Here is an 18,469-nt window from a genome sequence, read left to right as displayed (position 1 = left end):
CACGCGCGGTCGCGCTGCGGCGGCGGCTCACAGGATGCGCCGTCCCTCGAATGCGCGGCCGAGCGTGACCTCGTCGGCGTACTCGAGGTCCCCGCCGACGGGGAGGCCGGACGCGAGCCTCGACACCGTGATCTGCATGGTCGTGAGCAGTCGGCTGAGGTAGCTCGCGGTGGCTTCGCCCTCGAGGTTCGGGTTGGTCGCCAGAATGACCTCCTGCACCGTGCCGTCTGCGAGCCGCGACATCAGCTGGGTGATGCGCAGGTCGTCAGGGCCGATGCCCGCGATCGGGCTGATCGCGCCGCCGAGCACGTGGTACAGCCCGCGGAACTCACGGGTGCGCTCGATCGCAGCGACATCCTTCGCGTCTTCCACGACGCAGATCAGTGTCTGGTTGCGGCGAGGGTCGCGGCAGATCACGCAGCGCTCCTGCTCGGCGACGTTGCCGCACACCTCGCAGAACCGCACCCGCAACCGGATCTCCGACAGCAGCTCGGCGAGCCGCGCGACGTCGAACGTCGGCGTCTGGAGGATGTGGAAGGTGATCCGCTGCGCGGACTTCGGGCCGATGCCGGGGAGCCGACCGAACTCGTCGATCAGTTCCTGAACGATGCCGTCATACATCAGGCGAACCTCGTCGGGGGCTCATAGGGCTCTTCGCGAACGAACGTCGCGCCGAGCACCTGGCGGATCACGGCCTCTCCATAGCGCTGCACGCCGCCGGCCGATGGCGAACGCTCCGTCACGACCGGGGCAGCGGCGCGCGGGGCGGGTGCCGCCGCAGCTCGCGGTGCCGCCTGCGGTGCGGATGGGCTCTGGCTGCGCGGCGGGGGGCCGCCGGAGGGGGCCGGCTCATACGACGGGTCGTACGGCGGCTCGTCGTCGAAGTCGGGGGCGTCGTCGTCGCCAGGCAGCGGCGGCTCAGAGCGGTCGACGGAACCATCACGTGGAGGAGTCGGCGCCGACGCCGCGGCTTCGACCTCTTCCGGCTCGTCATCGACCGGGAGCGGCGCTGCAGGCGCGTCGCGTGGTGCCTCGCCTGCGGGGATCGGCGCGACAGCCCATTCGGTCACGGCAGGTGCCGACGAGGAACGCGACTGCGGCCGAGCGCCGGCGGCAGGGGTGGCGTCGCGCTGGGACGATGTCTTCGGCGCAGCGTCGTTCGGGGATGAGTCCTTCGGAGCTGCTAAGTCCTTCGCGGGAGCCGCCGGGGCTGAGCCGTTCGACGGCGCCTGCGGCGCTCGGGCAGCGCCGCCGGCGGGCAACGGTGCCGGAAGGTACTTCACGCGCACGCCGAGCTCCTGCTCGATCGCGGTGCGGAGGTGATCCGACGTGCCGGAGCCGGGCGTCGTTCCCTTGAACCTGCCGACATCGTGCTGGCTGGCGAACCCGAGGGTCAGCACCTCGGAGTCAGTGTCGTAGGCGAGCGGCTGCACGGCCGTGACGACGAGCCACGACGTACGGCTGATGCCCTCGAGGCGCGTCAGCACCGCGGGCCATGCCGCCGTCAGGTGCGAGAACGTGACCGGTCCGGTGGGGGCGGATGACGGCGCACCGGGCTCGGGGGCTGCCGAAGGAGCCGGTGCCGCTGCAGGAGCTGCGTCTGCTGCAGGTGCGTCTGCAGCAGGTGCGTGGGCAGCAGGCGCCTCGACGACCGATGCGGGCAGCGGCGCCACGGGAGTCGCACTCGCGACCTCCGGAGCCGGCGGAACTGCGGCCTGCACAGAGGGCGCAACCCCGGCGGGCGCGGGCGAAGCCGTGCGAACCGGCGCAGCCGCAGCCGGGGCGGCCGCAGCCACGGCCGGGCCACCGCGCGCCTCGGCATCCGCCTTGGCCGAGGCGAGCACGCGCGCGACCATGAGTTCGAGGTGCAGTCGCGGCGACGTCGCCCCGGACATGTCGTCGAGCGCAGCGCTGACGACATCGGCCGTACGCGAGAGGCGGGCAGCGCCGAAGACATCGGCCTGACCGCGCATGCGCTCCAGGTCGTCTTCTGCGATGCCGCGCAGCACGGCTGAGGCGCCGTTGCCGACCGCTGCGATCACGATGAGGTCGCGCAATCGCTCGAGCAGGTCGTCGACGAATCGCCGGGGGTCCTGGCCGGTCTGCACCACGCGGTCGATCGCGGGGAAGGCCGCCGCCGCGTCTCCTGCGGCGAGCGCGTCGACGATCTCGTCGAGCAGCGCTCCGTGCGTGTAGCCGAGCAGGGCGACGGCGCGGGCGTAGCCGACCGTGACGGTGGCGGAGCCGGCGGGCGCGTCGGAACCGGCGATCAGCTGGTCGAGCAGCGACAGGGTGTCACGCGGCGAGCCACCACCGGCTCGGACGACGAGCGGGAGCACACCCTGCTCGACCACGACGCCCTCTTCGGTGCACAGTTTCTCGACGTACTCGAGCATCGCCGCCGGAGGCACCAGACGGAACGGGTAATGGTGCGTGCGCGAGCGGATGGTGCCGAGCACCTTCTCCGGCTCGGTTGTCGCGAAGATGAACTTCACGTGCTCCGGTGGCTCCTCGACGAGCTTGAGCAGCGCGTTGAACCCCTGCGGGGTCACCATGTGCGCCTCGTCGAGGATGAAGATCTTGTACCGGTCGCGGCTCGGGGCGAACGTCGCGCGCTCACGCAGGTCGCGCGCGTCGTCGACGCCGTTGTGGCTCGCAGCATCGATCTCGACCACGTCGAGGGATCCGCCGCCGGCGCGCGAGAGCTCGACGCAGCTCGGGCACGTGCCGCATGGCACATCGGTCGGGCCCTCAGCGCAGTTCAGGCAGCGGGCGAGGATGCGTGCGGACGTCGTCTTGCCGCACCCGCGAGGGCCGGAGAACAGGTAGGCGTGACCGACACGGTCGCCGCGCAGCGCCGTCATCAGTGGGTCGGTCACCTGCGACTGCCCGATCATCTCGCCGAACGTCTCGGGGCGGTAGCGGCGGTACAGGGCTGTGGTCACCTCAACAGCCTACGGCGTGCCACGGACACCCGCATCGACGCGCGTGATGGTGCCAGGAGCCGCTCGTCGAAGGGGTCCGGTCGCCGTCGCCGCATAGGAGATCTTCACAAACGCGGCGTCAGCCCGTAACATCTTCGAAACCATCCGAAGATTCACTATCTTCTGAAAGTTATCTTTATCACGCATGCCGTCATCCGCCGATCTGCGTGCCGAACGCAGACACCTCACAACGGTGTCGCAATCGGGATCTCCTTCACTACCCGGCACCTGCGACACACGTCGCACCTCCGAAGGAACGTCATGAAGCACTCACATCTCGCCGTACCCGCCCTGCTCGCGGCGGCCGCCCTCGTCCTGTCCGGCTGTAGCGGCTCCACAGGAACTCCCTCCGACGGCGGCGACGGCTCGTCCGCCATCACGGTGGCGGTGACCGACCCGGCGCTCATCATCCCCGGACGTCAGACCGTCGCCTACGACATCAACATGGCCGTCTGGGCTCCGCTCACCTTCGTCGGCTCCGACGGCGACATCGAATACATCGCCGCGGAGTCGATCGACACCGAGGACTCGCAGACCTACACGATCACGCTCCGCGACGGCTGGACCTTCCAGGACGGCACCCCGGTGACGGCCCAGGACTACGTCGATTCCTGGAATGCCGTGGCATACGGCCCGAACGCCTTCGAGAACTCCGGGCAGCTGGCGAAGATCACCGGCTATGCCGACGTCACCAGCGAGACCCCTGCCACCGCGATGTCCGGGCTCGCCGTCGTCGATGACCTGACGTTCACCGTCACGCTCATCGGCCCGGACAGCCAGTTCCCGATGCAGGTCTCACAGGCGCAGACGGCGATGTACCCGATGCCGGCCTCCGCGCTGGAGGACTTCGACGCCTACAACACGCACCCGATCGGGAACGGCGCCTTCGAGTTCACCGAGGACTACCAGGAGGGCGAGCCCATCACGCTCACCGCCTACGCCGACTACAAGGGCGAGAAGCCCACGGTCGACGAGATCACCTTCGTGCCCTACACCGACACCTCGACGGCGTACAACGACGTCCTCGCCGGCAACCTCGACGTCGCCAGCCTTCCGGCATCCAAGATGACCCAGGCCGACTCCGACTTCGGCGCCGACAACGTGTACTCCTTCGAGGCCCCGGGCATCTCGTTCCTGGGCATCCCGCTGAGCGACCCGCGATATCAGGACATCCGCGTGCGCCAGGCGATCTCGATGGCCATCGACCGCGCGACGATCAACGACGTCATCTACGGCGGGCTCTACGCACCCGCGACGGCGTTCACCCCCGACATCGAGCCGGGCACTCCCGTCGGCATCTGCGGCGAGTACTGCGAGTACGACCCCGACGCCGCCAAGGCGCTGCTCACCGAAGCCGGCGGCTTCGACGGCACGATCGAGATCTACTACCCCGGCGGCGTCGGACTCGACGACTTCTACGCGGCGATCGCCAACTCGATCCGCCAGGCGCTCGGCGTCGAATCCATCGCCACTCCGAGCGCCGACTGGGCCGAGTTCTACGAGAACCGTCTGAAGGGCGCCACCCCCGGACCGTACTTCTCCCGCTGGGGCGCGCTGTACCCGAGCCAGCAGGCCACGCTGCGCGCGATGTTCATCGAGAACGGCGGCTGCGCCGGCTGCGTCGGCGAGTACGACGCGCAGGTCGCGACGCTGATGGATGCCGCGGACGCCGCCCTGAGCGACGACGAGGTGGCTGCGACGTACACCGCGGTCCAGGAGCGTCTGATGGAGACGTTCCCCGTCCCGCCGCTGTTCAACGAGTCGTACGCCTACGTCACGTCGAAGCGTGTCGCGACGCTGAACACCTCGGCAGCCGGCAACCCGAACTACTCGATGACGGTTCTGGCCGGCAACGAGTGATGACGCACTCCCCCACCCCCGGATCGCTCGAGGACATCCTCGAGCGATCCGGGGCGATCCCCGCCATCGTCGACTTCCCCGGGGTCGACGAGCTCCTCGCGTCGTTCGAGCAGCTGAGCTCGCTGCACCCCGGACTCATGAGGTCGCGGCGCATCGGCACCTCCCGGCTCGGCGAACCCATCCCCATGTTCTCGATCGGCGACGGGAGCCGCTCGCACCTGCTCTTCGCCGGCGTGCATCCGAATGAGCCGATCGGGTTCAGGATGCTGCAGCACCTGGCCGCCGCCCTCACCGACGACGACACGCTTCGCGACGCCTTCGACGCGACGTGGCACATCATCCCCTGCATCGATCCGGACGGCACGAGGCTCAACGAGGGCTGGTACCCCGCCCCCTCGGACCGCAGCTTCTACGCGAGGCATTTCTACCGGCCGGCGCCGGACGAGCAGGTCGAATGGACCTTCCCGTTCGCATACAAGCAGGCGTGGTTCGACCGGGTGCTGCCCGAGACGCAGGCGCTGATGCGCGTGATCGACGAGGTGCAGCCGGACTTCATGGTCTCGCTGCACAACGCCGAGCTCGGCGGCGTCTACTTCTACCTGAGCGGCGAGGTCGGCGGGGCGGTCGACGCGCTGCAGGCGGTTCCCCGCTCCCTCGGGCTGCCGCTCGACACCGGAGAGCCGGAGACGCCCACCGTCCGTCCTCTCGGCACAGCCGTCTACAGCATGATCTCGATGAGCGAGGAGTACGACTTCCTCGAGGGGCTGGGCGTGGATGCGGCCACGATGATCTCCAACGGGGAATCGTCGTCGTCGTATGCCGCGAAGTACGGCACCGTGTCGCTGGTCGCAGAGCTGCCGTACTGGTCGCACCCCGACGCGGACGACGAGACGCCGACCGCGCAGTCGTATGCGGCGGTGCTGCGCCGCAAAGCCGATGCCCTGATCGAGACAGGCACAGCCTTGCAGCGGATCGTCGACGCGGCAGACCTGACGCTCGACACTCCGTTCCGGCGCGCCACCGGGGCGTTCGTGCCCTACCTCATCGTGAACGGCGAGACCGAGCACCGCCGGGCAGAGGGCGAAGACACCGCGCGCCGAGCGACCGGAGCCGAGGTGTTCAGCAACGAGGACATCGTGCGCTGCTTCCGCCTCCGGTATGGCGGCATGACGCTGCGGATGCTCGATGCCGAGGTCGCTGCCGGACACGCCACTGCACGCACCCGCCGCGCTCACGCTGAGATGGAGGCGCTGTTCGGACGGTGGTGCGAGGAGTCCGACTCGCACGCCGATCTCACCGCGCTGCCGATCGAATCCCTCGTCGGCGTGCAGTTCGGGGCGACTTTGGCCGTGGCGCGATGCCTGATCGATGCGGAGACGGACCGGTGAAGACGACGTGGTACATCGCCCGACGCTTCGGTGAACTCGCCATCGTCTTCTTCGGCGTGACGTTCATCATCTACGCCATGGTGTTCGGTCTGCCGGGCGACCCGATCGCGAGCCTCGGCGGTGACCGCCCGCTCCCCGAGGCGGTGGTCGCACAGCTCCGGTCCGAGTATCACCTCGACCAACCGCTGTGGCAGCAGTACCTCAACTACCTCGCCAACCTGTTCCAGGGCGATCTCGGCAGGAACTTCTCCGGCCAGGCCGTCGCCGACAAGCTCGCCGACCGCTGGCCGGTGACCATCACGCTCGCGCTGACGGCATGGGGCATCGAAGTCCTCGTCGGTGTCGCCCTCGGGCTCTGGGCCGGCGTGCGCAACGGGCGCTGGGACGACAAGCTCGTGCTCACCGGCACGATTCTCGCCAGCTCGATCCCGGTGTTCGTGCTCGCGGTCTCCGCGCAGCTGATCTTCGGTGTGCACCTTGGTTGGTTCCCCGTCGCCGGTGCATCCGCCGGATGGCCGGTGTCGTACCTGCTTCCGGCGCTCTGCGTCGCGGTGTTCGGACTCGCCGCGGTCGCCAGGCTCATGCGAGGCTCGGTGATCGACGCCCTGAACGCCGACTACGTCCGCACGCTCTGGGCGAAGGGGATGCGCCCGCGGGACGTGATCGGCGTGCACGTGATGCGCAACTCCGCGCTGCCGGTGCTCACCTTCCTCGCGATCGACCTGGGCTATCTGCTCGGCGGAACGGTCGTGATCGAGGGCGTGTTCAATCTGCCCGGCGTCGGGCAGCTGTTGTTCCAGTCGATCAGAGCACACGAGGGACCCACCATCATCGGCATCTCCGTCGCACTCATCATCATCTTCCTGATCGCCAATCTGATCGTCGATCTGCTGCACACCGTTCTCGACCCGAGGATCCGCCATGAGTGAGGTCGCCGCGACCATGGAGTCGCATTTCAGTCGGATGCCCCGTCGCGGCGTCTGGCGGTCCCTGCGGCGCCGCGCGCTGTTCTGGGTGTGCTGCGCGGTGCTCGCGATCCTGGCCCTGGTGGCGCTCTTCCCTGCGTGGTTCGCGCAGCTCGGCCCGACCCCGGATCCCAGGGCCTGCGTGCTCGCCGAGTCGGCAAGGCCGCCGAGCGCGGCGCATCCGTTCGGCACCGACCTGCAGGGCTGCGACGTGCTCTCGAACGTGATCTACGGGGCTCGGGCTTCGCTCAGCGTCGGGCTGCTGTGCACCGCACTCGCCCTGATCGTCGCACTGGTGCTCGGGGTGATCGCGGGCTACTGGGGCGGATGGGCCGACCGACTGATCTCCCGATTGACCGACGTGTTCCTCGGCTTCCCGTTCCTGCTCGGCGCCGTCGTGGTGCTGACGACCCTGAACGAGCGCACGGTGCTCAACGTCGCCATCGTGCTCGCGCTGTTCTCCTGGCCGACCATGGCGCGGCTGGTCCGCGGATCCGTGCGCACGATCCGCGGTGCCGACTACGTCGATGCGGCCAGGGCGATGGGCTTGTCGACCGCGCGCATCCTCCGTCGGTACGTCCTGCCGAACTCGATCGGCCCCGTGCTGGCCATCGCGACGATCATGGTCGGCTCGGTCATCGTGGCAGAGGCGACCCTGACGTTCCTCGGTCTCGGGCTGCGCGCCCCGTCGATCTCCTGGGGACTGCAGCTGGCGAGCGCGCAGGAGCGGTTCCAGACCGCGCCCCACATGCTGCTGTTCCCCTCGCTCGTCCTCACCGCCACAGTGCTCGCCGTCATCACGCTCGGCGACATCCTGCGCGACACCCTCGACCCCAAGAGCCGCTGACGGCTCAGCACGAAGGAGCATCATGTCCGACCTCGCATCCGCCGTCGCCTACCTGCCTGAGCTCGTTGAGGCACAGGTGCGGCAGTATCGCGCCACCGGGGCGCAGGTCGCCGTCCGCACGGAGGACGCACTGATCGCGTCGTTCGCGGTCGGCACCGCCGATGTGTCGACGGGCGAGCCGCTGCGCACCGACCACCTGTTCCGCATCGCGTCGCATTCGAAGACCTTCACCGGAACCGCGATCATGCAACTGGTCGAAGCGGGGTCGATCCGGCTCGATGATCCGATCGGCGTGCACGTCGAGGAGCTGGCGGGGGCGGCGATCGGCGCTGCGACCGTCCGCGAGCTGCTCGAGCACCAGTCCGGCATCCAGCGCGACGGCACCGAGGCAGATTTCTGGCAGCTGGAGCGACCCTTCCCCGACCGCGACGGTCTGATCGCCGAGATCCTCGCGCACGGCACCATCGCCGCCCGCAACGAGTACTTCCGGTACTCGAACGTCGGCTACTCGCTGCTCGGGCTCGCGATCGAATCCGCGAGCGGCATGCGCTACGCGGACTACTGCCGGATGCACATCGTCGAGCCGCTGGGGCTGACCAGGACCGGCGCGGAATACGACGCTGAACGGGCCGACGAGTACGCGGCCGGCCACACCGGCCTGCTGCTCGGCGAGAACGAGCGCCTCACGATCGAGCACGTCGACACCCGGGCCATGGCGTCCGCGACCGGCTTCTATTCGACCGCGGAGGACCTCACCGTGTACGGCGCCGCGCACTGGCTCGGCTCTGACGCGCTGCTCTCCGACGACTCCAAGCGCATCATGCAGCGCACCGCATCCGTCGTGCGTCGCTACGGCACGGAGATCGGCCGCTACGGCGTCGGAATCGAGGTGGCGAAGATCCGCGACCGCGCGCTGGTCGGGCACTCGGGCGGATATCCGGGGCACATCACCCGCACCTACATCGATCCGGTCGGCAAGCTCGTCGTGAGCGTGCTCACGAATGCCGTCGACGGACCAGCCGAGCAGATCGCGCAGGCGGTGTTCGCAGTGATCGATGCCGCGCAGCGCCCGCTGCCAGGGGCCGAGAAACGTCCTGCGACCGACGGTCATGCGCCAGCATCCTTCACCGGACGATATGCATCCCTGTGGGGCCTCGTCGACGTGGTCGAGCTCGGCGGTCGGCTCGTCCTCGCCTATCCGGGAGCGCGCGACGTGTACGAGAGCATGGAAGAGCTCGAGATCGTCGACGCCGACACCCTCCGCACATTCCTCCAGCCGAGCTTCGGTGCTTCCGGCGAGCCGGTATCGTTCACACGAAACGGTGATGGCACAGTCGCGTCCATCCGCGTCAACGGCATGACCCAGTGGCCTCTCGACGACTTCCTGGCGCGTCGAGAGTCGATGACCCGCATTCTCAAGGAGCCCGCAACGTGACGGAACCAACGCTGACCAGCGGCCAACGAACATTCGTCGAACAGTTCGCGCTGGCCTGGCAGACGACCACGAGCAACCGGATGGAGGCGCGGATCATCGCGCTCCTGATGATCGTCGACCGCCCGTATCTCTCGAGCGGCGAGATCGCGACGCTGCTCACCGCGAGCGCCGGATCGGTGTCGACCGCGACGCGGCATCTCAGCGAGATCGGCTTCATCCACCGGGTCGCGATCGCCGGAGACCGCAGCTACTACTTCGCGGTCGAGGACGACGTCTGGGGCGGGTTCCTCGCCTCCGAACGCAACTACCTGAGGATGCTCTCGGCGGCGATCTCGGTCGGCATGGATGAGATCGACGCAGGCGGCCTCCCGGAGCGACGCCTGCGCAACGCCCACAACTACATGACGTGGCTGCGGGGATATCACACCAAGATGCTGGCCGACTGGCAGGCATACCGCGACGCCAGCGCCCTCGACGGCCAGGCTCTGCCGCAAGAGGAGCACGATGCGCCCTGATGCCCCCGTTCTGAGCGTCCGCGACCTGAGCGTGCGGTTCGAGGTCGACGGCGGTCGCCAGCCCGACGTCGCAGCCGTGACGCGGCTGAGCTATGAGGTCGCCGCCGGCGAGATCCTCGCGATCGTCGGCGAGTCCGGGTCGGGCAAGTCCGTGAGTTCGATGGCGGTCATGGGGCTGCTGCCGGACACCGCGACGGTCACCGGCAGCGCCAGGCTCGGCGACGTCGAGATGCTCGGGCTCAGCCGAACCGCGCTGTCCGACATCCGCGGCAAGCGGATCTCGATGGTGTTCCAGGATGCGATCGGCGCACTGGATCCGGTGTTCACCATCGGCGCGCAGCTGCGCGAAGTGCTGGCGCGCCACCGTCCGGATCTCGATCGCGCCCAGCGCCAGGAACGCGCGATCGAACTGCTGCGGATGGTCGATCTGCCTGACCCGGAGGCTCGCATGCGGTTCTATCCGCACCAGTTCTCCGGCGGGCAGTGCCAGCGCGTCATGATCGCGATGTCGCTCGCGTGCGATCCCGAACTGCTCATCGCGGACGAGCCCACCACCGCCCTCGACGTCACGGTGCAGGCTGAGGTGCTCGACGTGCTCCGGCGTCTGCGCGACCGCACCTCAGCTGCGATCATCCTGATCACCCACGACATGGGGGTCGTCGCCGATCTCGCCGATCGCGTCGTCGTGATGCGCCATGGCGAGGCCGTGGAGAGCGCCGAGGTGCACCGGCTGTTCGCCGCCCCCGAGGCCGCCTACACGCAGCAGCTGTTGTCAGCCGTACCGCGCATCGGTGCCGCAGCGCGACCGTCGTCGTCGCAGCCGGGCACCGTGCTCGAGGTCGACGACCTGGTGGTCGAGTACTCATCGCGCCGCCGCCGCGTCCGGGCTGTCGACGGCGTGAGCCTGCAGATCGCCCCTGGCGAGATGCTCGCCCTCGTCGGCGAGTCCGGATCGGGCAAGTCGACGCTCGGGCGCGCTGCCCTCGGCCTCGCGCCGATCACGTCGGGTGCGATCCGCATCAACGGGGTCGACGTCGCCTCAGGTTCCAGGGCGGCGCAGCGCGAGGTCAGGCGTCGGGTCGGCGTCGTGTTCCAGAACCCGCTCGGTTCGATGAACCCGCGGTACACGGTCGCGCAGTCCGTCGGCGAACCGCTCGCCGTGCACGCCGGCCTCCGCGGCGCTGCGCTGCAGGCCCGCGTGACCGAGTTGCTCGAGTCCGTCGAGCTGCCAGGGGCGTGGTCGGAGCGCTACCCGCATGAGCTGTCGGGCGGGCAGCGTCAGCGCGTCGCGATCGCGAGGGCGATCTCGCTGGGCCCCGACCTGCTGATCGCTGACGAGCCGACGTCGGCGCTCGACGTCTCGGTACAGGCGACCGTGCTCGAACTGTTCCGGCGGTTGCAGCAGGAGTTCCGCTTCGCGTGCCTGTTCGTGAGTCATGACCTCGCGGTGGTCGACGAGCTCGCTGACCGCGTGGCGGTGATGCACCACGGCCGTCTCGCCGAGATCGGCGACCGCCTGCAGGTGCTCCAGGCGCCGAAGGATGCGTACACCCGCACGCTGCTCGACGCGGCGCCCATCCCTGACCCGGAGGTGCAACGGGCCCGACGCGCGTCCTGACGCGGCATCCGCTTCCGGATCGCGCCCGCCGACCCACCCCCTTCGCTGCGAACCGCCCCCTTGTACGCGTACACAAAGGGGGTGGTTCGCGCGCAGAGGGGTGGGTCGGCGGGCGGGGACCGAGATCAGTCGATCGGCTCGATCACCGGGATCGTGGTCGTGATCACCGGGACGGATGCCGACAGCAGTGTGCCGTCCGACCGGCGGGCCTCGGCGAACTGCCGCAGCGACGGGCGACCGGCGATGATCGGCCCCTGGTCCGCGAGCGGCACGACGACGACCTCATCGACCGTGGCGATGTAGGCGACGTCGCGCACCGTGAACGGCACCGGTGCCCCTTCGCTCACGCGCACCCGCAGCTCATCAGCCGTGATCGTGACCTGCACCGCAGACCCCTGCCACTGCAGCGGGAACGACAGCGACGGCCAGTCGGCGGGCAGACGCGGGTCGAAGCTGAGCTCGCCAGCGTAGTCGCGCATGCCGCCGAAGCCGCACACGAGCGCCGTCCAGACGCCGCCGGCGGAGGCGACATGCACACCGTCGGCCGCATTGTGGTGCAGGTCGTGCAGGTCGACGAACAGCGACTGCTCGAAGTACTCCTGCGCGAGTTCCTGGTAGCCGACCTCGGCCGCGAGGATCGACTGCACCACTGCCGACAGGGTCGAATCGCCGGTCGTCAGCGGGTCGTAGTAGTCGAAGTCGGCGCGCTTCTCCTCTGGCGTGAAGTGGTTGCCCTGCAGGAACAGCGCCAGCACGACATCCGCCTGCTTCAGCACCTGGAAGCGGTAGATCACGAGCGGGTGGAAGTGCAGCAGCAGCGGGCGCTGCGAGTCCGGCGTGTTCGCCAGGTCCCACACCTCGCGCTCGAGGAACAGGGAGTCCTGCGGGTGGATGCCGAGGGCATCGCTGTACGGGATGAACATGGCCTCGGCCGCGCGTTCCCAGGACTCGGCCTCATCGAAGCCGAGATCGGTGCGCTCGACGAGTTGCGCGTAGTCCTCCGGGAAGTCGGCGGCGATCTCGCGCACGATCCTGGCGGCGTAGCGCAGGTTGTAGCGCGCCATCACGTTCGTGTAGAGGTTGTCGTTCACCACGGTCGTGTACTCGTCAGGACCTGTCACACCGTGGATGTGGAAGGTCTGGATGCCGTCACCGGCACCGCTCTCCTCGACGACGGTCGAGCCGCGCCAGAAGCCGAGCGTCGCCCAGAGCCGGGCCGTCTCGACCGCGACATCAGCACCCTCGCGGCGGAGGAACTCCTCGTCGCCGGTCGCCCGCACGTACTTGCCCAGCGCGAAGCTGACGTCGGCGTTGATGTGGTACTGCGCCGTGCCGGCGGCGTAGTAGGCCGAGGCCTCCTCGCCGTTGATCGTGCGCCAGGGGAACAGTGCACCAGCCTCGTTCAGCTGCGCCGCACGACGGCGGGCAGCCGGCAGCATGTGCACGCGGGCGCGCAGCGCGTTGCGAGCCCACTGCGGCGAGGTGTACGTGAGGAACGGGAGCACGTAGATCTCGGTGTCCCAGAAGTAGTGGCCGCTGTACCCGGAGCCGGACACACCCTTCGCCGGCACGCCGGTGCCGTCGGCCCTGGCCGATGCCTGGGCGAGCTGGAACAGGCACCAGCGGGTGGCCTGCTGCAGGTCGTCGCGTCCGCCGATCTGCACGTCGCTGCGCGCCCAGAACGCGGTGAGCCATTCCTCCTGGCGCTGGAACTGCGTCTGCACTCCTTCGACCGCGACCCGGTCGAGCGAGCGGCGGCAGCGGTCGACGAGCTCGCGCGGCGGCACGCCGCGGGAGGTGTGGTAGCTGACGAGCTTCGTGATGCGGATCGGCACCCCGGCCTTCGCCTGCACGCGGAACACGTTCTTGGCGATGTCGGCCTCGATCAGCGTGCGGGCGTTGTAGTCGTTCTCGGTGTCGATGATGTGGTCGGCGACCACGGCGACCGTCATCCCCGAGTCGGCGACCTGGTACGACAGCGCAGAGCGCATGCCGTCCTGCCAGTGCTCGGCCGGCTCCAGCACGCGGTCGGCGATCTTCTCAGCCTTCCGAGGATCGAACCCGTCGGCCTTCTTCTTCTTGGCGGCATCCGGCGTTCCCGCGTAGACGCCGGCACCGTCCTGACGGTTGAGCAGCTGACAGCTGATCGTGACCGGCGCGTCGGAGTTCTCGACGGTCACCTCGAGACGGAGGATCGCGAGGTGACGCTCCTGGAAGCTCACGATGCGCTCATCGCGGATGCGTACGCGCTTGCCGGACGGCGTCTCCCAGACGACGATGCGCTCGAGCACGCCGGTGCGCATGTCGAGCGTGCGGCTGTACTCCCGCACGTCTGCCACGTCGAAGGACATCGGCTCGTCGTCGACGTAGACGCGCATGACCTTGGCGTCCGGTGCGTTCACGATGGTCTGGCCGACCTCCGCGAACCCGTAGGCCTGCTCCGCGTGCCGGATCGGCCAGGTCTCATGCAGCCCGTTGATGAAGGTGCCGTGCTCGTGGGCACCGCGCCCCTCGATGTGGTTGCCCCGGAGGCCGAGGTAGCCGTTGCCCACCGAGAACAGCGTCTCGCCCACGCCCTCCTCGGTGTAGCGAGTCTCGATCAGCCGCCACGGGTCGACGGGAAAGCGGTCGCGGTCGATCATGCGGTCTCCGTGGTGTCGTTCGAGAGGGTCGGGAGGAAGAGGGAGAGGTCGTCGACGATGACCGTGGCGCCGGCGGCGCGCAGCGCGTCTGCGCCGGTGCCGCGGTCGACGCCGATCACGTCGGCGTAGCCGGCAGCTGCAGCGGAGGCGACGCCGGACGTGGCGTCCTCCACGGCGATGCTGCGCGCGGGATCGACGCCGAGGGCGATGCCGCCCTCTCGGAACATGTCGGGTGCCGGCTTGGAGGCCAACCCATCGCGTTCGGCGACGACGCCGTCGACCACGATGCGGAAGAACGAGCGGATGCCGGCGGAGGCGAGCACCTCTTCGGCGTTCTTCGAGCTCGAGACGACGCCGAGCGGGATGCCGGCGGCGTGCAGACGCTCGACGACCGCGAGCGAACCCGGGTACGGAGCGATGCCCTCCGCGCGCAGCGAGCTCGCGAACGCGGCGTTCTTGCGGTTGCCGATGCCGCAGATCGTCTCGGCCTCAGGGGCGTCGTCGACGTCGCCCCACGGGATCTCGACGTTGCGGCTGCGCAGCAGGCTGGCGACGCCGTCGTAGCGCTTCTTGCCGTCGACGTATTCGTAGTAGTCGGCGTCGGTGTATTCGGGAGTGATCCCCCACTGCGCGAAGACCTGATCGAACACCACCTTCCAGGCGCGCATGTGCACCTCGGCGGTCGGCGTGAGCACGCCGTCGAGGTCGAACAGCACGCCGTCGGCAGCGAGCAGATCGGGAAGGGCTTCGGGCACGGGAGCCTCCAGGAGAAGGGGCGAGGGCGTCGGCACTTCTCCGTGCCACTGTGCCAGCGTAGTTGCCGATCGCCGCCGACGGGAACCCTCAGATCTCGGCGGCGTTCAGAGCAGCTCGGCGGTCTGCCGTGCGATCTGGAGTTCCTCGTTCGTCGGCACCACGAGGACGGTCACGACCGAGGCATCGGTGGAGATGCGACGGATGCCGCGCGACCGCTCCTCGTTGCGCTCCTGATCGATCTCGATACCGGCGAACCCGAGCGTCGCCATGGCCTCGGCGCGCACGCGCGCAGCGTTCTCGCCGACGCCGGCGGTGAAGGAGATGACGTCAACGCCGCCGAGCTGCGCGATGTACGAGCCGGCGTAGGCGCGCAGCCGGTGCACGTACACGTCGAACGCGAGCATGGCGGCCTCGTCTCCGGCATCCGCCCCGGCCAGGATGTCGCGCATGTCGCTGTGTCCGGCGAGTCCCTTGAGCCCGCTTCGGGTGTTGAGCAGGGCGTCGAGCTCGTTGATCGAGAGCCCGGCGCGGCGCGAGAGGTGCACGAGCGCCGCGGGGTCGAGGTCGCCGGAGCGCGTGCCCATCACGAGCCCTTCCAGCGGCGTGAGCCCCATCGAGGTCTCGACCGAGCGTCCGCCGTCGATCGCGGTGACCGATGCACCGTTGCCGAGGTGGAAGACGATCTGCCGCAGCGACGCGAGATCGCGGCCGAGGAACGCGGCAGCCGACTCGCTCACGAACTGGTGGCTCGTGCCGTGGAAGCCGTAGCGCCGCACGCGATGGTGCTTCGCGAGCTCGGCGTCGATCGCGTACGTGTAGGCGGCCGGCGGCAGGGTCTGGTGGAACGCGGTGTCGAAGACCGCGACGTGCGGCACACCCCGGAACACGGCCTTCGCCGCGAGGATGCCAGACAGGTTGGCCGGGTTGTGCAGCGGCGCGAGCACTGAGAGCTCCTCGATCTGGCGCTCCACATCGGCGTCGATCAGGGTCGGCGCGAAGAATCGGGCTCCGCCGTGCACGACGCGGTGGCCGACGGCGACCGGCGGACTGGCCGCGAGCGATGGTCCGTGCTCGGCGAACTGCTCGAGCATCACGGCGAAGGCCGCGTGATGGTCGGCGATCTCGCGCTCGTCGCGGTACGTCGCGTCGAGCATGGTGGGCACGGCGTCCGCATCCGTCTCCGGGCGCACCGTGTGCGCCGCACTGCCCATCCCCTGGCCGATCCGCTCGATCAGCCCTGAGGCGAGCTCGTTCTCGGTCTCGACGTCGAGCAGGCTGTACTTCAGCGACGAGGAACCGCTGTTGATCACGAGGATCGCACTCATGCCGAATCTCCCTGGGCCTGGATCGCGGTGATCGCGACCGTGTTGACGATGTCGTCCACGAGCGCGCCGCGCGACAGATCGTTGATCGGCTTGTTCAGCCCCTGCAGCACCGGTCCGATCGCCACCGCACCGGCGGAGCGCTGCACGGCCTTGTACGTGTTGTTGCCGGTGTTGAGGTCGGGGAACACGAACACCGTCGCGCGACCGGCGACCGCGGAATCGGGGAGCTTCGCCTTCGCGACCGCGGCGTCCGCTGCTGCGTCGTACTGGATCGGCCCCTCCACGAGCAGCTCAGGCGCGCGCTCGCGGACCAGCGCCGTGGCGGCGCGCACCTTGTCGACGTCGGCGCCCGATCCCGATTCCCCGGTCGAGTACGACAGCATCGCGACGCGCGGCTCGATGCCGAACTGCGTCGCGGTCGCCGCGGACGAGATCGCGATGTCGGCGAGCTGCTCGCTGGTCGGATCGGGGATGACCGCGCAGTCGCCGTAGACGAGCACCCGGTCGGCGAGCGCCATCAGGAACACGCTCGAGACGACGTTCACGCCCGGCTTCGTCTTGATGATCTCGAACGAGGGACGGATGGTGTGGGCCGTGGTGTGCGCGGCACCGGAGACCATGCCGTCGGCGAGCCCAAGGTGCACCATCATCGTGCCGAAGTACGACACGTCGGTCACGGTGTCCGCGGCCTGTGCGAGCGTGATCCCCTTGTGGGCGCGCAGCGTCGCGTACTCCGCTGCGAAGCGCTCGACGAGCGCAGGGTCGTTCGGGCTGATCACCTGCACGGCCGCGATGTCGACGCCGAGCTCGGTGGCCCGCGCCCGCACGGCGGCCTCGTCGCCGAGGATCGTCAGATCGGCCACGTCGCGTGCGATCAGTGTCGCTGCCGCGCGGAGGATGCGGTCGTCGTCGCCCTCCGGCAGCACGATGCGGCGGCGGTCGGCGCGCGCCCGCTCGATGAGCGCGTACTCGAACATGAGCGGGGTGACCACGCGCGACTCGGCGAGCCCCAGCTGCGTGGTGAGCTCGGCGATGTCGACGTGGGTCTGGAAGAGGCCGAGCGCGCGGTCGTACCGGCCGCGCGAATCCGGTGAGATGCGGCCGCGGGCGCCCATGACCTGCACGGCGGTGTCGTAGGTGCCGAGGTCGGTCGCGATGATCGGCACGGTCGACGAGAAGCCGTCGAGCAGTCGCACGATGGGCTCCGGCAGCGGGAACGGGCCGTTCAGGATGATGCCGGCCACCCGGGGGAAGGTGCCGGAGGCGTCGGCGAGCAGCGTCGCCAGCAGCACCTCGGTGCGGTCGGCCGGGATCACCACGACCGCCTCCTCGGTGAGCCGCGGCAGCACGTTCACCATCGACATGCCGGCGACGACGATCGACAGCGCCTCGCGGGTCAGCCGATCCGCATCGCCCTTGATCAGGCGTCCATCCACGGCGGCGAGGATGCCGCGGATCGACGGCGCGACCAGCATCCGATCCTCCGGCATGGCCCACACCGGGGTGTCCTTGCCCGGCCGCACCGCGCGCACCGACGCCACGATCTCGTCGAGCACCGCAGGGTCGGCCCGGTTCACGATCACGGCGAACAGCTCAGCACGCTCGGCGTCGAGCTCGGCGAGCGCGAGCGCCGCGATCTGCCCGACCGCCGAGGGCACGCGGGCCGTGGTGGTGCCGAGCTGCTCGGCCTGACGCTGCTGATCGCGTCCGCTGAGCACGAGCAGCACCGGCACTCCGAGGTTCGCGGCGATGCGCGAGTTGTAGCCGAGCTCGGCCGGACTCCCGACATCGGTGTAGTCGCTGCCGATGATCACGACCGCGTCGCACTGCGCCTCGACGGCCTTGAACCTCGCCACGATCGTCGACAGCGCCCGGTCGGGGTCGCTGCGCACATCGTCGTAGGTGACGCCGATGCAGTCGTCGTAGTCGAGGTGCACGCCGTCGTGGGCGAGCAGCAGTTCGAGCACCTCGTCGCGCTCGGCGACCGAGCGCGCGATGGGTCGGAACACGCCGACCCGCGGGCTGACGCGCATCAACGCATCGAGCACGCCGAGCGCGATCGTGGACTTGCCCGTATGACCTTCTGCCGAGGTGATGTAGATGCTCCGTGCCACCGTTCCAGCTTAGGCGCACC

General features: G+C 69.3%; 13 protein-coding genes. 7 read left to right on the top strand and 6 right to left on the bottom strand.

Annotation, left to right across the window (positions count from 1 at the left end; all coding sequences use genetic code 11):
* Positions 1-27: 27 nt before the first annotated feature.
* A complete protein-coding gene (gene recR, locus RS83_RS10525) occupies positions 28-621 on the bottom strand; it encodes a recombination mediator RecR (RefSeq protein WP_045279493.1) in 594 nt (197 codons plus the stop codon).
* Complete coding sequence (locus tag RS83_RS10520; protein ID WP_045279492.1) at positions 621-2,945, bottom strand: DNA polymerase III subunit gamma and tau; 2,325 nt, start codon at positions 2,943-2,945, stop codon at positions 621-623. Before RS83_RS10520 ends, recR begins: the two co-directional genes overlap by 1 nt.
* 300 nt (positions 2,946-3,245) lie before the next feature.
* Between RS83_RS10520 and RS83_RS10515 the strand changes: the two genes are divergently transcribed.
* Genes RS83_RS10515 through RS83_RS10485 form a run of 7 tightly spaced genes read left to right on the top strand, consistent with a single transcriptional unit; the run spans position 3,246 to position 11,612 of the window.
* The gene (locus tag RS83_RS10515) at positions 3,246-4,844 is read left to right on the top strand and encodes an ABC transporter substrate-binding protein (RefSeq protein WP_045279491.1); all 1,599 of its coding nucleotides are present in this window, start codon (positions 3,246-3,248) and stop codon (positions 4,842-4,844) included.
* Positions 4,844-6,232, top strand: coding sequence for a M14 family zinc carboxypeptidase (locus RS83_RS10510; RefSeq protein ID WP_045279490.1), 1,389 nt, complete (start codon positions 4,844-4,846; stop codon positions 6,230-6,232). The genes RS83_RS10515 and RS83_RS10510 overlap by 1 nt, the downstream gene beginning before the upstream one ends.
* On the top strand, positions 6,229-7,161 hold the full coding sequence (locus tag RS83_RS10505) for an ABC transporter permease (RefSeq protein ID WP_230114935.1): 933 nt from the start codon (positions 6,229-6,231) through the stop codon (positions 7,159-7,161). Before RS83_RS10510 ends, RS83_RS10505 begins: the two co-directional genes overlap by 4 nt.
* On the top strand, positions 7,154-8,044 hold the full coding sequence (locus RS83_RS10500) for an ABC transporter permease (protein WP_045279488.1): 891 nt from the start codon (positions 7,154-7,156) through the stop codon (positions 8,042-8,044). Before RS83_RS10505 ends, RS83_RS10500 begins: the two co-directional genes overlap by 8 nt.
* Before the next feature lie 22 nt (positions 8,045-8,066).
* Positions 8,067-9,479: a serine hydrolase domain-containing protein gene (locus tag RS83_RS10495; protein WP_045279487.1), complete on the top strand. Its 1,413-nt coding sequence runs from the start codon at positions 8,067-8,069 to the stop codon at positions 9,477-9,479.
* Positions 9,476-9,994 (top strand): GbsR/MarR family transcriptional regulator, encoded by a 519-nt coding sequence (locus RS83_RS10490; RefSeq protein ID WP_045279486.1) that lies wholly within the window; start codon positions 9,476-9,478, stop codon positions 9,992-9,994. The genes RS83_RS10495 and RS83_RS10490 overlap by 4 nt, the downstream gene beginning before the upstream one ends.
* Positions 9,984-11,612, top strand: coding sequence for a dipeptide ABC transporter ATP-binding protein (locus RS83_RS10485; RefSeq protein ID WP_045279485.1), 1,629 nt, complete (start codon positions 9,984-9,986; stop codon positions 11,610-11,612). The genes RS83_RS10490 and RS83_RS10485 overlap by 11 nt, the downstream gene beginning before the upstream one ends.
* A 125-nt stretch (positions 11,613-11,737) precedes the next feature.
* On the opposite strand, the gene RS83_RS10480 is transcribed toward RS83_RS10485, so the two are convergent.
* From RS83_RS10480 to pta, 4 genes are all read right to left on the bottom strand, one after another.
* Positions 11,738-14,254, bottom strand: a complete 2,517-nt coding sequence (locus RS83_RS10480; protein ID WP_045279484.1) for a glycoside hydrolase family 65 protein — start codon at positions 14,252-14,254, stop codon at positions 11,738-11,740.
* A complete protein-coding gene (locus RS83_RS10475; RefSeq protein WP_045279483.1) occupies positions 14,251-15,009 on the bottom strand; it encodes an HAD family hydrolase in 759 nt (252 codons plus the stop codon). The genes RS83_RS10480 and RS83_RS10475 overlap by 4 nt, the downstream gene beginning before the upstream one ends.
* A gap of 105 nt (positions 15,010-15,114) precedes the next feature.
* Positions 15,115-16,335, bottom strand: coding sequence for an acetate/propionate family kinase (locus RS83_RS10470; RefSeq protein WP_045279482.1), 1,221 nt, complete (start codon positions 16,333-16,335; stop codon positions 15,115-15,117).
* Positions 16,332-18,449 (bottom strand): phosphate acetyltransferase, encoded by a 2,118-nt coding sequence (pta, locus tag RS83_RS10465; RefSeq protein ID WP_045279481.1) that lies wholly within the window; start codon positions 18,447-18,449, stop codon positions 16,332-16,334. The genes RS83_RS10470 and pta overlap by 4 nt, the downstream gene beginning before the upstream one ends.
* Positions 18,450-18,469 lie beyond the last annotated feature (20 nt).

Source organism: Microbacterium oxydans, from assembly GCF_000956525.1.
GTDB lineage: Bacteria > Actinomycetota > Actinomycetes > Actinomycetales > Microbacteriaceae > Microbacterium > Microbacterium oxydans_A.
Note: the sequence above shows the minus strand (reverse complement) of the source record. Positions and strands in the feature narration are given on the sequence as shown.